General features: G+C 62.8%; 7 protein-coding genes. 3 read left to right on the top strand and 4 right to left on the bottom strand.

Features of this window, described 5'->3' with window-relative positions; all coding sequences use genetic code 11:
* Positions 1 to 29 precede the first annotated feature (29 nt).
* The 3 genes from E4631_RS01310 to E4631_RS01300 form a co-directional block, all read right to left on the bottom strand.
* Positions 30 to 1,886, bottom strand: a complete 1,857-nt coding sequence (locus E4631_RS01310) for a polysaccharide deacetylase family protein (RefSeq protein WP_133658293.1) — start codon at positions 1,884 to 1,886, stop codon at positions 30 to 32.
* A gap of 88 nt (positions 1,887 to 1,974) precedes the next feature.
* The gene (locus E4631_RS01305) at positions 1,975 to 3,180 is read right to left on the bottom strand and encodes a threonine synthase (protein ID WP_133658292.1); all 1,206 of its coding nucleotides are present in this window, start codon (positions 3,178 to 3,180) and stop codon (positions 1,975 to 1,977) included.
* 65 nt (positions 3,181 to 3,245) lie between these two features.
* On the bottom strand, positions 3,246 to 4,154 hold the full coding sequence (locus tag E4631_RS01300; RefSeq protein WP_133658291.1) for a LysR family transcriptional regulator: 909 nt from the start codon (positions 4,152 to 4,154) through the stop codon (positions 3,246 to 3,248).
* A 214-nt stretch (positions 4,155 to 4,368) separates the two neighbouring features.
* On the opposite strand from E4631_RS01300, the gene E4631_RS01295 reads away from it, so the two are divergent.
* The 3 genes from E4631_RS01295 (at position 4,369) to E4631_RS01285 (ending at position 14,035) form a co-directional block, all read left to right on the top strand.
* Complete coding sequence (locus E4631_RS01295) at positions 4,369 to 9,891, top strand: alpha-2-macroglobulin (protein WP_133658290.1); 5,523 nt, start codon at positions 4,369 to 4,371, stop codon at positions 9,889 to 9,891.
* Between the two features lie 265 nt (positions 9,892 to 10,156).
* The gene (locus tag E4631_RS01290) at positions 10,157 to 10,750 is read left to right on the top strand and encodes a T9SS type A sorting domain-containing protein (RefSeq protein WP_133658289.1); all 594 of its coding nucleotides are present in this window, start codon (positions 10,157 to 10,159) and stop codon (positions 10,748 to 10,750) included.
* Between the two features lie 294 nt (positions 10,751 to 11,044).
* Complete coding sequence (locus tag E4631_RS01285; protein ID WP_133658288.1) at positions 11,045 to 14,035, top strand: DUF2723 domain-containing protein; 2,991 nt, start codon at positions 11,045 to 11,047, stop codon at positions 14,033 to 14,035.
* 78 nt (positions 14,036 to 14,113) lie between these two features.
* Here E4631_RS01285 and E4631_RS01280 read toward each other — a convergent pair whose 3' ends face one another.
* A complete protein-coding gene (locus tag E4631_RS01280) occupies positions 14,114 to 15,742 on the bottom strand; it encodes a 3-(methylthio)propionyl-CoA ligase (protein ID WP_133658287.1) in 1,629 nt (542 codons plus the stop codon).
* Between the last annotated feature and the right edge of the window lie 46 nt (positions 15,743 to 15,788).

Below are 15,788 nucleotides of genomic sequence, written 5' to 3'. Positions count from 1 at the left end.
GGAGCGCGGCAATGACAAAAGCCCTACTCCTACTTTTTCCGCTTCCAGCGGTAGTAGCGGCGGTACCAGGAGGACGTTTTTTTGAACAGGCTACTCCCCGTTTCGTGCGGAAACATGTTGATGCGGAAAATCTGCATCCGGTCGTCTTCCAGGTGCAAGCCGCCGCTGTCGGTGGCCACGGCGTAGGTGAAGCCGGCCTGCTGCACCAGCTGCTTGGTTTCGGGGCTGAGGTCGCCGTAGGGATAGGCGAAGGACAGCACCTCGATGCCCAGGCGGCGCTCCAGCTCGGCTTTGCTGCTGGCAATTTCGGTGGCGGCCTCGGCGGGGGGTAGGGCGGCCAGGCGCGGGTGGGTTTGGGTGTGCGCGCCGATTTCCCAGCCAGCGGCCACGAAGGCTTGCTTCTGCGCCTCGCTCATGATTTCGGCGCGCGGCTCGGCGGGGTCCACGGCGAGGTCCCATTGATTGTGGCGCACCTCAAAATCGCCGAGCAGGTAGAGCACGCCCCGGTAGCCGTATTGCTGCATGAGGGGCAGCAGGTTGGTGTAGTTATCGGTATAGCCGTCGTCGAACGTGAGCACGATGGGCCGCTTCGGAAACTCGGCCAGCGGGCGCCGGGCGCTGGCAAAATCCTGGTAGTCGCGGAAGGTTATTGGTATGATATCCTGGCTTTTGAAATACGCCAGGTGCTTGGCAAAATTTTCCTTCGTGACAAAAATCTGGTGCTTGGTGGCAATGGGCGCGTCGGGGATTTTGTGGTACATAAGCACCGGCATGAAGTCGGGCGCGGCCAGCGCCATACGCGCCGACCCGTACACGCCCAGCACCCGCGCCGCCACGCGGGCCAGGTCGTAGTCGTGGCGCACCCGCGCCGCCAGCTCGGGCGCCACCCGGTGCGGCTGCGCGAGGAAAGCCCGCGCATCGGCCAGCACCGGCGCGGGGTCGAATTTCCCTACCCCCCCCCAGTAGGCCGAAATGTCGCCGAAGTTGGAGGCCGCTGCCTCGGCGTAATTAGCTGGCGTAACGGGCCCCACGTAGAGCGCCTCGCCCAGCGCCAGCACGGCGCGGCCCGCGCCCAGGCCTTCCATCGCCACCCGGCCGGCCCCAATAATGAGGTCGGTTTTTTGCAACCAGCCGGCCACGTCGTCGGTAAAGCCGATGACTTCAACCCGCGCTCCATAGTGGCTTTGCAGCTGCGTGAGGGCTGCTTTGCCAGCTTCGGGCAATTGGTCCAGCTCGCCGCCGATGAGGGTTACGCGCAACGCCGGGAACTCGGCCAGCAGCGGCGGGAAGACGTGTTGGAGTAGGGCAGCGGCACGCGCGCCCTTCGGGCCGTTGAAGCGGCCGATAAAGGCCAGGCGCAGTTCATCCCCTACCCCCTCCTCCAAAAGCGAAGGGGACGAAACGCTCACTGGCGCGAACGCTACCCCATTGGGCACTACCACAATCTTGGCCGGGGCCATTTTCACTTCTTCCCGCAGGTGCTCGGCCAGGTTTTCGCAGATGGCGATGACTTTCTGACCGTAGACATCGAATAGCGAGGTAGACGTGTGCACGTGCTGGCGGCCGTGCACGGTGCTTACCAGCGGCACCCGCAAGCCCTTAAGCGCGAAGTAGCTGACCCAGCTTGCGGCCCGCGAGTGGGCGTGCACGACGTCGATATTGTGCTGGCGCACCAGCTGCCGCAACGCCCGGATATTGCGCAGCCGCTGGCCATATTTGCGCTGGCTGATGGGCAGCTGCACCTGCGTTGCTACCGTGGGCAGCGCCGCCGCATCGGAAGCCAGCCATACCTGGTGGCCTTCGCGGTGGTGAGCCTCGGCCAGCGCCACGGCGTAGGCCACCGAGCCGGCAAAGAAATTAGCAGACAGAACGTGCAGGATGCGCATAGCGCAAAGGTCCGTGAGAATGACTAGTGAGTAATGACTAATGTTGTGCTGGTTTTCTGTACGACATTAGTCATTAGTCATTCATCTTCTACGCCCAGGCGCGGCCGGCCACGTTGCTCATGTATTTCTGGCCGCTGCCGGTGTTGAGGAGCAGGATGCGCTCATCGGCCTTCAGCCAGCCATCGGCCAGCAGCTTGCGGGCGGCCATCCACACGGCGGCGCCCTCGGGGGCTACGAACTGTCCCTCGTGGCGGCCCAGCTCGCGCATACCTTCCAGCATACCTTCTTCACTGATAGCCACCACGGTACCAAGCGACTCGCGCAGCACTTGCAGCATCAGCGGCTCGCCCAGGGGGCGGGGCACGGCCAGGCCGTTGGCCAGCGTGGGGCGGCCCTGGTAGTTGTGGCAGTTGGGCTGGCGGCCGAGGTAGGTTTCGAGCAGCGGGCAGCAGTTTTCGGCCTGCACGGCCACCATGCGGGGTAGGGCCACGTCGGGCGCGAGCCAGCCCAGCGCCTTCATTTCCTGAAACGCCTTCCAGATGCCGATGAGGCCCGTGCCACCGCCGGCGGGGTAGAGCAGCACGTCGGGCAGCTGCCAATTGAGCTGCTCCGCGATTTCGTAGCCCATCGTTTTCTTGCCTTCGAGGCGGTAGGGCTCCTTCAGGGTCGAGATGTCGAGCAGCTCGCCGCCGGCGTTGAGCTGGCGCACGCGGGCCGCGCAATCGTTGATGAGGCCATCGACCAGCTCCACCTGGGCACCGTACCAGTAGCACTCTTCCTTGAAGGCTTCGGGTGTGTGGCGCGGCATCACTACGGTGGCTTGCAGGCCGCCGCGGGCGCAATAGGCGGCCATCGCTACCCCCGCGTTGCCGGCCGTAGGAATAATGCAGCCCGTAACGCCCAGCTCTTTGGCTTTGGAAATGGCCATGCTCAGGCCACGCGCCTTGAACGAACCGGTCGGGTTCTGCCCTTCATCCTTGAGCAGCAGCGAGTGCAGGCTATAGCGAGCGGCCAGCTGGGGCAGATTTAGCATCGGGGTCATTCCTTCGCCTAGTGTCACCTTGTTGGCTTCCTCGAGCAGGGGTAGGAGCGCGCCGTAGCGCCACATCGAGCTGTCGGCCAGGTTGATGCCGGCCTCGCGGCTCAAGGGCTCGTGCAGGTCGTAGTCGGCCACCAGCGGCTGCTGGCAGCAGGCCGACACCGCCTGCAATTCGAAGGGCGAATACTGCGTGCCGCATTGGGCACAGTGCAGGGCTTGGACCCGCGAAAGGGGCAGTGTGGCAACGTGGTTCATGGGGCAAAGTTCAGGTTGCCTTATGCAGGTTGCTATGCCCCAGCGAAATGTTGTTTTCGCATAGCCTATTCCTTTTCGGAATAGTAACGCTGGGTAAATCGCAGAAAATCCCGGTACGGCCCATTGTTCTCAGTGCCTCGCCGCTGAATGAAGCTGAATTGCCTTTTCAAGTATAAATCTTTGACTTTCACCTCTTTTAGTTCGCCACTCGCCAGTTCCTTCAGCACTGCTTGGCGGGGTAGGAAGGCCAGGCAGGTGGTTTCGACCCGCACGAAGTTCTTGAGCGCCTCGGTGCCGCCCAACCGTACCCGCACGGGCAGGGCCGCCAGCCGAATGTGGTGCCGCTCCAGCGCCTCTTCCAGCACGGCCAGCGTGCCAGAGCCCACTTCGCGCAGGGCCAGCGAAATGCTGAGCAAGTCGCTGGCTACCAGCTCGCGGCCGGCCAGCGGGTTGTCGGCGGCGCACACCGCCACTACCTCGTCGGTGAGCAGTGGCGTGTAGGTCACGTTGCTGACTTTGTGGATGCCCTCGATAATGCCCAGCTCAATCTCGTGCTCCAAGAGCGCCTTGAGAATGTTGTCGCTGTTCCGGTTTTTGAGGCTGAGCTGGTGCTGCGGGTGCTGCCGCAGATACGCCGCCACCACCGGGGGTAGCACGTAGAGCGAGATAGTGGTGCTGGCCCCGATGAGCAGGTGCACGGCCGGCGCGAAGGCCGGGCTCACCTCGCTCATCTCCTGCTGCAGCTCCTGCTGCAACTGCTTGGCCTGCAAAAGCTTTTGATACAGCTTCTGCCCGGCCGGCGTGAGCTGCACGCTGCCGCCCAGCCGCTCGAAAAGGCCCGTTTTGTAGTGTTCTTCCAGCGCCTTTACTTGCTTGCTCACCGCCGACTGGCTAATGAACAGCGCTTGCCCGGCCTTGGTAAAGCTCAGGCGCTGCGCTACTTCGAGAAAGACTTCGTGGGGGTGAGAAAGCATGGAGATTATACCAAACAGGTGGCCGAGCGGCGGTATAAAGAACGTCATGCTGAGCTTGTCGAAGCATCTCGCTCAAATCGTTTAATTAGTAATCCTCACGGCGCGAGCGAGATGCTTCGACAAGCTCAGCATGACGTTCTTTTAATCTCAAAGGGTCTGCTTTTTATCAACCAGCTACCCTACCTTTCCTGCCTCGCTCCTCCCCTACCCCGCTATGCCCCGACAACGCCTGCTGCCACTGCTCTTTCTGGCCCTGCTAGCCACTTTTTCCTGCTCCAAAAAAGATGGGCAAAGCCAGGCCGATGCGGCTGCTCAGGCGGCTGGCGACGAAATTGACCCGTACCAGAACCTGGTGTTCAGTTTCGATGAGCCGGTGGTACCGGCCGGGCAGGCGGGGCGCTGGGATACCACGCGCTACGTGCAGTTTGAGCCCGCCATCCGAGGCAAGTTTAAGTGGCAGAACGATGGGCGCGAGCTGGTGTTTTCGCCGCTAGAGCCGTTTCGGCCCAGCACGGCGTTTTCGGCTAGTCTGCGGCCGGCGGCGCTGCCTTCGGGCAAGCAGAAATTGACCCTGAGCCGGGCGAAGTTTCACACGCCGTTTTTGCAGCTGGGTGGGGCGCAGGTGTTTTACGGGCGCAGCAGCCGGGCGGCGGGCACCGCCGAAATGCGCGCCAACGTGCTCTTCAACTACCCCGTGCGGCCAGCCGACCTACGGCCCCGCTTGCGCCTCAGCCAGGGGGGTAGGCCGGTAGCGTTCACGCTCACTGCCGCCGAACCCGATAAGACGCTGGGCCTGACCATCAACCAGGAAATCAGGCCTGACCAGCCGCTGCACTTCGAGGTCGAAAGCGGGCTCGAAGCGGTGGCCGGCAGCCAGCCCACCACTGCCGCCCTGCAAGCCGACGCCCAGGTGCCCGACCAGCAAACCCTGCAAGTGCGCGAGCTGACCGGCCAAATCCTCGACGGTAAAGCCGTGGTGACACTGCTCACCAACCAGCCCGTGTCGGTGCCCGACATGCAGCCCCTGCTGAAGGTGACGCCCGCCGTGCCCTTCGAAATCGAGGCGCTCGAAAGTGGCCTGCTGCTGCGCGGTGGCTTCGAGGTAGGCAAGACTTACCAGGTGAGCATTGGCCCCGGCGTGCGCGGGGCGCTGGGCGGGCAGCTGGCCGAGAAGTTTGACCAGGCCGTGAGCTTTGGCAACAGCCAGCCGAGCATCGCATTTGCCAGCGCCGATAAAGCCATGTACCTGGGCGCCAACGGGAACCGCAACCTGGCCCTGCGCCTCAACGAGGTGGACAACGTGCAGGTGACGGTGGCCAAAGTCTACGCCAGCAACATCCAGGACCTGCTGCGCCAGGACAAGCAGTACGGCTACGAGAGCAACGATGACGGCGAAGGAGGGGGTAGCGAGGACGGCGAATACGTGGACCGCAGCTACCAGTATTACGACCTCGAAAACCGGGGCGACGTGCTCTTTACGCGGCGCTACGCCACGGCCGGGCTCAGCAAAGTGAACGGCCAGCGCCTGCTCAATCTCAGCCTGAAAGACCTGGAATTCAGCGGCCCACTCAAAGGATTGTACGTGGTGCGGGTGCAGGACACCGAGCGCCAGTGGCTGCGCCAGGACAAGCTGGTGGCCCTCACCGACCTGGGCTTGATTATAAAGCAGGGGGTAGGCGGCAACGCGGTGGTATTCCTGAACTCGCTGCGTACGGCGCGGCCGGTAAGCGGGGCCGCGGTGCGCTTCATCTCGACCAACAACCAGCTCATGGGCACGGCCACCACCAACGGCCAGGGCGTGGCCCGGCTCGACAGCGTGCTGGGCTCGCCGCTGAAGCTGGGCATGGTGACGGCCACCAGCGGCAGCGACTTTTCCTTTCTCACCCTCAAAAACAGCCAGGTCGAAACCTCGCGCTTTGAGGTGGGCGGGCTGACCAGCAACGCCGCCCACTACCAGGCGTTTTTGTACGGTGACCGCGACCTGTACCGGCCCGGCGACACTATTTATACCAACACCGTGGTGCGAGCCGACGATTGGCGCACGCCCCCCGCCGGCCTGCCCGTGAAGGTGCGCCTGCTGCTGCCCACCGGCCAGGAATACGCCAGCCTGGGTGGCCGCCTGAACGCCACCGGCGCGGTCGAGTCGCGCTTTATCCTGCCCGGCACGGCCATGACGGGCCTCTACTCGCTGGAAGTGCTGACCGGCAACGACGTGCTGCTGACCTCCAAGGCGGTGAGCGTGGAGGAATTCATCCCCGACCGGCTGAAAGTGACCGTGACCGCCGCGCCCGCCGTGCTGCGCCCGGCCCAAACCGTGACGGCCACTATCCTGGCCCAAAACCTGTTTGGCCCGCCGGCCGCCGGGCGCAAGTTTGAGGTCGAGTTTTCGCTGAAAGAGAAGAAGTTTTCGGCCAAAAACTATGCTGATTACGACTTCGATATCAACACCGGCGAAAGGCCGCAGCGCAACGATTATGGCGAGAATACGCCCCCGGCCGGCATCGCGGCGCGCTTCCAGAAGGAGGTGCGCCAGGGCGAAACCGACGCCGCCGGGCGCGGCACCGCTACCTACACGCTGCCCGATGCCCGCGACCTGGGCACGCTGGAGGGGGTAGCGTTTGCCACGATTTTTGACGAAACCGGCCGGCCGGTAAACCGCCTCGCCACCTTCGAGGTGCAGACCCAGGCGGCGATGTTCGGCATCCAGAAATTGCCCGAGCTGGTGAGCACGCGCCAGGAAGTGCCGATAAAGCTGGTGGCGCTCACGCCGGGCGGGCGGCCCACCACGGCGCCGGCGCAGGTGCGCATCGTGCGGCTGCTTTGGGAAACGGTGCTGGAGCGCCAGGGCGGGCGCTACGTATATAACTCGCAGAAGCGCGAGCAAGTGCTTAGCAGTCAGGTTATGAGCGTTTCCGGAAACGGAGTACCACTCCGTTTTACACCCATTTACTCGGGCGAGTACGAGGTGCGGGTGGCGCGGCCGGGCGCGGCCAGCTACGTGGCCACGCATTTCTACGCCTACGGCAGCGGCGACACGGCCGGCAATGCCTTCGAGGTGAACACCGAGGGCGAGGTGACGATAGAGGCCGACAAACCAAAGTACGAGCCGGGCGAAACGGCTCAGTTGCTGCTCAAAACGCCCTTCGCCGGCCGGGTGCTGGTGACGGTGGAGCGCGACCACGTATTCGACCATTTTTACGTTGATAGCGACCAAAAATCGGCGCGGGTGAGCGTACCCATCCGCGCCGGCCACGTGCCCAACGTGTACGTGACGGCCACCGCCATCCGGCCCATCACCGACAATTCCCTACCCCTCACTGTGGCCCGCGGCTTCGTGCCGCTGACCGTGGAGAAGCCCGGCACCCGCCTACCCCTCACCCTGAAGGCGGCCGCCCTGAGCCGCTCGCAGACCTTCCAGACCATTGAAGTACACACCGCGCCGCGTGCCCAAGTGACGCTGGCGGTGGTGGACGAGGGCATTTTGCAGCGCAAAAACTACCAGACGCCCGACCCCTACGGCTACTTCTACCAGAAGCGGGCGCTCGAAGTGAGCGCCTTCGACGTGTACCCCTTCCTGCTGCCCGAGCTGGGCAGCAGCAGCAGCGGCGGCGACGCGGCCGACATGGCCCGCCGCACTTCGCCCGTGCCCAGCCGCCGCGTGAAGCTGGTGGCCAAGTGGAGCGGCCTGCTCACCGCCGATGCCGCCGGCCTGGTGCGCTACCGGGTGCGGGTGCCGCAATTCAGCGGGGCGCTGCGCGTGATGGCCGTGGCCTACAAAGACGACGCTTTTGCCAACGCCGAGCAAACCATGCGCGTGGCCGACCCGGTGGTGATTTCCACGGCGCTACCGCGGTTTATGTCGCCGGGCGACACGATTGACGTGCCGGTGACGCTGACGAATACGACGAATAAGCCGCTCAATGTAGTCGTGGGAATTCAGGTGAGCGGTCCACTAAACTCACGTGAAGCGGGTACGGATGTTCCTAAATGGAATCTGCCGATGGTCAATCTACTGACCTTAAAACCAAACACTGAGCAACGGGCAGTATTTCACGCAAATGCTTCCCAACAGATTGGAAACGGACAAGTAAAAATTGTCGTGGAATCCAAGGATATGAGGAAGTTTATCAATGAAGAAACCATTGACATTCCCATCCGCCCGGCCGCGCCGCTGGCCTCGCGCACGGGCAGCGGGGAGGCCACGGCCAGCGCACCGGCCACACTCAACCTGCGCAGCGACTTCCTACCCAGCACCTTGCGCAGCAAGCTGGTTCTGAGCCGCTCGCCGCTCACGGCCTTTGCCAAGGACCTGAACTACCTGCTCGAATACCCCTACGGCTGCCTGGAGCAAACCGTGTCGGCCGCGTTTCCGCAGCTGTATTTCGGCGATTTGGCGGCCACGCTGCGGCAGCAAACAGGGACGCGGGCCAAAGCCCAGCGCTACAACCCCAACTACCACGTGCAGGAGGCCATCCGCAAAATCGAGAGCATGCAGCTCTACAACGGCAGCTTAAGCTACTGGCCGGGCGGCGACTACGACAACTGGTGGGCCACCGCCTACGCCGCGCATTTTCTGCTCGAAGCCAAGCAGGCCAGCTTCGCCGTGAACCAATCTATTCTGGATAAAACGCTGCGCTACTTGCAGCTGCGCCTCAAGAAGCGCGAGACGGAGAAGTACCAGTACTTCGACGCCGGCAACATCGCCCGCGAGCGCATCATTGCCCCGCGCGAAATCGCCTACTCGCTCTACGTGCTGGCCCTGGCCGGCCGCCAGGATGCCGTGGCCCTCAACTACTACCGGGCCAACCGGCCGCTGCTCACGGCCGATGCGCGCTTCCTGCTGGCCTGCACCTACGCGCTGGGCGGCCAACAGCGGGCTTTTCAGGAAACCCTACCCCGGCAGTTTAGCCCCGAGCGGGCGCAGCGCGAGCTAGGCGGCGCGTTAGCCTCGCCCATCCGCGACGAGGCGCTGGCTCTCAACGCCTTGCTGAGCGCCGACCCGACCAACCCGCAGGTGAATACCATCGCCCGCCAGCTGAGCCGGCAGGTGCACGACGCGCCCTACCTCAACACCCAGGAGCGGGCCTTCGCGCTGCTGGCGCTGGGCAAAATTGCGCGCCGCGCCCAGGCCAGCACCGCCGTGGCCGACCTGCTGGCCGACGGCAAGCTCGTGGGCAAGTTTGATGGCAAAGACCTCACGGTGAACAACGTGGCCAACCGCACGCTGATGATAAAGCCCAGCGGCGCGGGCGCGCTCTACTACTTCTGGCAGCAGCAGGGCGTGCGCGCCAGCGGCCGCGTGCCCGAGGAAGACCACTACCTCAAGGTGCGCCGCTACTTCGCCACCCGCGACGGTAAGCCGCTTACCAACCCAACTTTTCAGCAAAATGACCTGGTGCTGGTCGTCATCGCGCTGCAAAGCGGCGACGCGGCCGGTGAGGTCAAGAATGTGGCCATCACGGACCTGCTGCCCGCCGGCCTCGAAATCGAAAACCCGCGCCTCGGCGTGCAGCGCGACCTCCCTACCCTCCCCCACCTCGCCCAACCCGACTACCTCGACGTGCGCGACGACCGCCTCAACATCTTCACCACCGCCACGCCGCAGCCCAAAATCTTCGCCTACCTGGCCCGCGCCGTGAGCAAGGGCACCTTCCAGCTCGGCCCCGTCAGCGCCGAGGCCATGTACAACGGCGAGTACCGCTCGGTGAGCGGCGCCGGCGTGGTGCGGGTGCGGTGATGCAGGCCTACAAGGGCTCGCACACTGGGGCTGGCGCGGAGGGCGATGTCCTCTTGTTAGTGATTTGCGCTAGTCGCCGCCGCAACGCGCCACATTTTCTCGCGTCCCTACCCCCCGTTTCGTCTGGTAAAGCGCCGCTTTGGCAGACTTTACCCAGATTCTCAGAAACTTATACTTCGGCACGCCGCTTGTATTCGTAGATAACCAGCGGATATTCTGCTAACTTGCGCTGCCTTTACGGCTGCGCCTCCTAATTCTCCTGCCCATGCGCCTTGCTACTCGTATTTTATCCCTGGCTTTAGCTGCCCTGGCCTTGTTGCCGGCGGCCGTTGGGGCCACCACCTACGCCGCCCAGCGCACGCCGGGCAGCTCCGTCGCCTTCCTGCCTCAGAGCCGGTCGACCAACGGTCACTTTGAGCTGGCCTGGCCTTCGGAAGGGCACCCTACCCTAGCCGAGAGCGCGCCCGCCGTGTGGGCTATGCCCACGTTGGGCAGCTACGTGGCCATGCCGAACGCGACTATTACCAAAACGAACATTTACCTTGCGCTACGCGGCAACCGCACCCTGCACTCGGTGCTGGCCCCGGTGCCGCTTCAGGGCTTCAACCCGACCCTGAGCCTGTTTCCAAACCCGGCCCGCGGGCAGCTCATGGTGCAGCTCTCGGCCCAGCTCGGGCCCGATTACAAGCTGCGCTTGAGCAACGTGCTGGGCCGCGAGGTACGCCTGCTACCGCTGCCGCTGGCCACCGCCAGCAGCGGCCTACCCCTCGACGTGAGCGGCTTGCCGGCCGGGCTGTATTTCTGCTCGCTGCTGGTCAATGACAAGGCCGTGAGCACCAATCGCCTCACGCTGCTGTAAGGTTTTCAAAAAGCGTTGGTCATTGCGAGCGTAACGAAGTGGAGCGCGGCAATCTTTCCTTGTTATTTGGGTTACTAGCCCAACAAGCAGGAAAGATTGCCGCGCTCCACTTCGTTACGCTCGCAATGACAGACGTTTTTATGCGTCAGCCCTACCCCCCCACGCAACCCTCGGCGGTTGTTGCCTACTTTTGGGGGCTTCTTGCCAAATGGCAATGGTTTAGCTATAACGGAATTTCCCTCTGGTTGGCTGGTAGCTGCTCTTGGCAGTAATAGCCGGCCCTTTTTGCCCCGTATGCGTTCTTTTCAACGGTTGAATAACCTGGTCGGTTGGGTGGTATTTGCCATCGCTACCGTCGTTTTTATGCTCACGCTGGAGCCCACGGCTTCATTCTGGGACTGCGGCGAATTTATTGCCTGCTCCTACAAGCTGCTAGTGCCACACCCGCCGGGCGCGCCGACGTTCCTCATTCTGGGACGGTTGATGTCGCTGCTCAGCTTTGGTGACGTGACGAAGGTGCCGGTGCTGGTAAATGCCCTGTCGGGCCTCAGCAGCGCGTTTACGGTGCTGTTTCTGTTCTGGATTATCACCCGCATGGGGCGCAAGCTGTTGGTGGCCCGCAGCGAGTTTGAGACCGAAACGCCCGAGCCGACCGGCTACCAAACGCTGCTCATTCTGGGCGCGGGGGTAGTGGGCGCGCTCTCGTTTGCGTTCTCCGACTCGTTCTGGTTTAATGCCGAGGAAGGCGAGGTGTACGCCATGTCGTCGCTGTGCACGGCCGTTGTGGTCTGGATAATGATGAAATGGGAAGAGCACGCCCACGATGCCGACTCGGATAAGTGGCTCATTCTCATTGCCTACGTTATTGGCCTCAGCATCGGGGTACACTTGCTGAATTTGCTGGCCGTACCGGCATTGGCGTTCATCTACTACTACCGCCGCTCGGCCAACCCTAATGTGATGGGTGGCATTATCACGCTGGTGGTCAGCCTCATCATTGTGGGCTCGGTACTGGTGGGTATCATTCCGGGCTTGCCCACGCTGGCGGGCTGGTTTGAGGTATTCTTCGTAAACACCCTGGGCCTACCCTTCGATTCGGGCCTGGTTATCTTCCTGCTACTGTTCGTGGGCCTCATTTGGTTTGGCTTCCGGCTCTCGTACCAGCGCCGCAGCCAGCTGCTGAACACGGCCATGCTGTGCTTCACGTTCATCCTCATCGGGTACTCGACCTACCTGATTGTGCCGATTCGCTCGTCGTTTCACCCCACCATCAACGAAAACAACCCCGAGGATGTGCTGAGCTTCGTGAGCTACCTCAAGCGCGAGCAGTACGGCTCGCGGCCCCTGCTCTACGGCCCGCAGTTCAACGCCCAGCCCGACCACTACGAAGAAGGCGCCCCGCGCTACAAGCGCCAGGATGGCCACTACGTCGAAATCCTGCCCCGCGCCCAGGAGCCCGGCTACAACGACGCCGACAAGATGCTCTTACCCCGCATCTACAGCTACGAACCTTCTCACATTCAAGAGTATAAGAAATGGGTGCCCGACTTGCAGGAGGGCGTAAAGCCCACGATGGGTCAGAACCTGGGCTTCCTGTTCCGGTACCAGATTGGGCACATGTTCTGGCGCTATTTCGGCTGGAACTACATTGGGCGCGATTCGGACGTGCAGCAGGCGGGCGTAATCACGCCCTTCAGCCCACCCAAGAGCACGCTGCCCGACCGCGTTGGCGGCAGCTTTGCGCACAATAATTTTTACGCTATTCCGCTCATTCTGGGCCTCATCGGCTTGTTTGTGCAGGTAAAGCGGCGCGGGCACGACGCGCTCATCGTGGGCTTGCTGTTCCTATTTACGGGCATCGCCATTGTGGTGTATCTCAACCAGCCGCCGCTGGAGCCCCGCGAGCGTGACTACACGTTTACGGGTGCCACGTTCGCGTTTGCCATCTGGATTGGCCTGGGCGTGATTGGGCTGGGCCAGGCGCTGGCGTCGATGCTAAAGGCCGAGAATGCCCGCGCCACCGTGGCCATTCTGCTGGGCCTGATTTCGCCGACCATTTTGCTGGCGCAGGGCTGGGACGACCACGACCGCACCGGCCGCTACAACTCGGTAGACTCGGCCCGCAACCTGCTGAATAGCTGCGCCCCGAATGCCATCCTGTTCACCAACGGCGACAACGACACGTTCCCGCTTTGGTACATTCAGGAAGTGGAAGGCGTGCGCACCGACGTGCGCGTGGCCGTGCTCTCGTATCTGAACACCGACTGGTATATTCAGCAGATGAAGCGCCGCGCCTACCTCTCGCAGGGCGTGCCCATCTCGATGAGCGACGCGACCTACGCGCAGGGTAACAACGACATGCTGCCCTTCTCGCCCAACCCGGCCGTGGACAGCCTCGACCTCAAGCAGTTTATCAGCCTCGTGGGGCAGGGTAGCCCGCTGCTGAAGTACACCGAAGGCAACTACTCGACCATGACCTTCCCTACCCCCAAGTTTTTCCTGAACGTGGACACGGCGGCGGTAAAGGCGTTGGGTATCATTCCGAAAGACCGCCAGAACCAGCTCGTGAGCCACATGGAATGGAGCATGGGCAAGCGCGCCATTGAGAAGAAAAACCTGGTGATTCTGGACATGATTGCCACCAACAACTGGAAGCAGCCCATCTACTTCAGCTCCACGGTGGCCCCGTCGGACTACATGAACCTGCAGCCCTATTTCCAGCTCGAAGGCATGGCCTACCGCCTGCTGCCGCTGCGCGACCCGGCCTACGACAAGCGCGCCGACGAGGGCTATGTGGAGAAATCCATCTGCTACGACGACCTAATGAACAAATTCCGGTACCGCGGCCTCGATAACGCCAGCGTGTTCTACGACGAGAACAACCTGCGTTTCCCGGCCAACTACCGCGACAAATTCGCCCGCCTCGCCAATGCCTACGTGGCCGCCGGCGACCTGGCCAAGGCCAAGGAAGTGGCCAACAAATGCCTCACCGTGATGCCTGACAGCGCGGTACCCTTCGACTACTACACGCCGCAGCTGGTGCCGGTGCTCTACGCCGTGGGCGAAAAAGACAAGGCCAACGCCATCCTGGACAAGCTCACGACCCGCAGCATCAACATCCTGAGCTACTACCAGACCCACGACGGTGCGCTTTTCGACGACTCGCAGCGCGGCTACCTGCTCACCCTGCAGAGCGTGTACCAGGCGGCAGCCCAGGTCCACGACGAAGCCCGCGCCAAAAAGGCGTATGAAGTGCTCGCGCCTTACTTGCAGGAGCGGCAGTAGTATCATTTTTCCATAAAAAAGTCCCGCCAGCAGCTTGCTGGCGGGACTTTTTTGTAGCGTGGACTCAGGGATTCCGCGCTACTTCAGCTCGTAGCCCGCGAAGTCCTTGCGTAGCTGCGTTTTGAGCAGCTTGCCGGTGGCCGTATGGGGTAGGGAGGCCACAAACTCGACGGCGTCGGGCCGCCACCAAGGCGCGATTTTGCCATCCAGGAAGGCCAGCAACTCGGCGCCAGTTACCTCGTGGCCGGGCTTCATCACGGCAATCAGCAGCGGGCGCTCGCTCCACTTGGGGTGCGGCACACCGATGACGGCCGCCTCGGCGATGCCGGGGTGAGCGATGGCCAGGTTTTCGAGGTCGATGCTCGAAATCCACTCGCCGCCTGACTTTATTACGTCCTTCGAGCGGTCGGTGATGTTCATGAAGCCTTCGGGGCCGATGGTGGCCACGTCGCCGGTGCGGAACCAGCCATCGGCGGTGAGCTGGCCGGGGGTAGGCGACCCGAAATAGTCGCCCACTACAAACGACCCGCGCACCAGCAAGTCGCCAAAGGCCACGCCGTCGTGCGGCAACGGCTGGCCCTCGCCGTCCACTATTTCCATATCGATGCCAAAAATGACGCGGCCCTGCTTGATTTTCAAGAAGAACTGCGCCTCCTCGGGCAGGTCGAGCTGGTTGCCCTTGAGAGTACTCACGGTACCCAGCGGCGAAGTTTCGGACATGCCCCAGGCGTGCCGAATCTCTACCCCCAGCTCTTCGTCGAAGGCGCGCAGCAGGGCCGGCGGGCATGAGGCCCCGCCCACTATCATCTTGCGCAGCGTGGAGAATTGGCGCTGGCCCTCACGCATATAGTTCAGCAGGCCAAACCAGATGGTGGGCACCCCGGCCGAGAACGTAACCTTTTCGCTCTCAAACAGCTCGTAGAGGCTGGCCGCGTCGAGCGCGGGGCCGGGCAGCACCAGCTTGCAGCCGTTGAGCGCCGCCAGGTAGGGCACGCCCCAGGCATTGACGTGGAACATGGGCACAACGGGCAAAATCACGTCGCGCGCGCCGCAGTTGAAGCAGTCGGGCAGCGAGGCGGCGTAGCTGTGCAGCAGCGTGGAGCGGTGCGAGTAGAGCACGCCCTTGGGCTCGTCGGTGGTGCCGGAGGTGTAGCAGAGCGATGACGCCGTGTTTTCATCAAACGTAGGCCAGTCAAATTCAACGCTTTCGGCGGCCAGCAGGGTTTCGTAGCTGATTAGGCCAGGCAGGGCCGAGTCGGCGGGCAGGTGCTCGGGCCCGGCCATCAAAATCCACTTCTCGACGGTGGGACAGTGCGGCGCCAGCTTGTTGACGAGGGGTAGGAAAGTGCTATCAAAAAACAGCAGCCGGTCCTGAGCATGGTTGACGATGTACACCAGCTGCTCAAAAAACAGTCGCGGGTTGATAGTGTGGCACACCGCCGCAATGCCCGAGATGCCATAGTACAGCTCGAAGTGCCGGTGCGTATTCCAGGCCAGTGTGCCGACCCGGTCGCCATCTTTAATACCTAAGCGCGTGAGGGCGTTGGCCAGCTGCTTGGCGCGCTGGTGCGCGGCGGCGTAGGTGTAGCGGTGCAGCGGGCCGCCCTCGGGCAGGCGCGACACGATTTCGGTGGTGCCGTGCCACTTGGCGGCGTGTTCAAGCAGCCCCGCGATGCGCAGGGGCGTTTGCATCATGAGTCCGAGCATAAGCGGGGGGGTAGGGTGGGAAATTGGATAGAAGCTGGAAGATAGC

This window comes from Hymenobacter sp. UV11, assembly GCF_004684095.1.
Classification (GTDB): Bacteria; Bacteroidota; Bacteroidia; order Cytophagales; family Hymenobacteraceae; genus Hymenobacter.
This window is presented reverse-complemented; position numbering and strand designations above follow the sequence as displayed.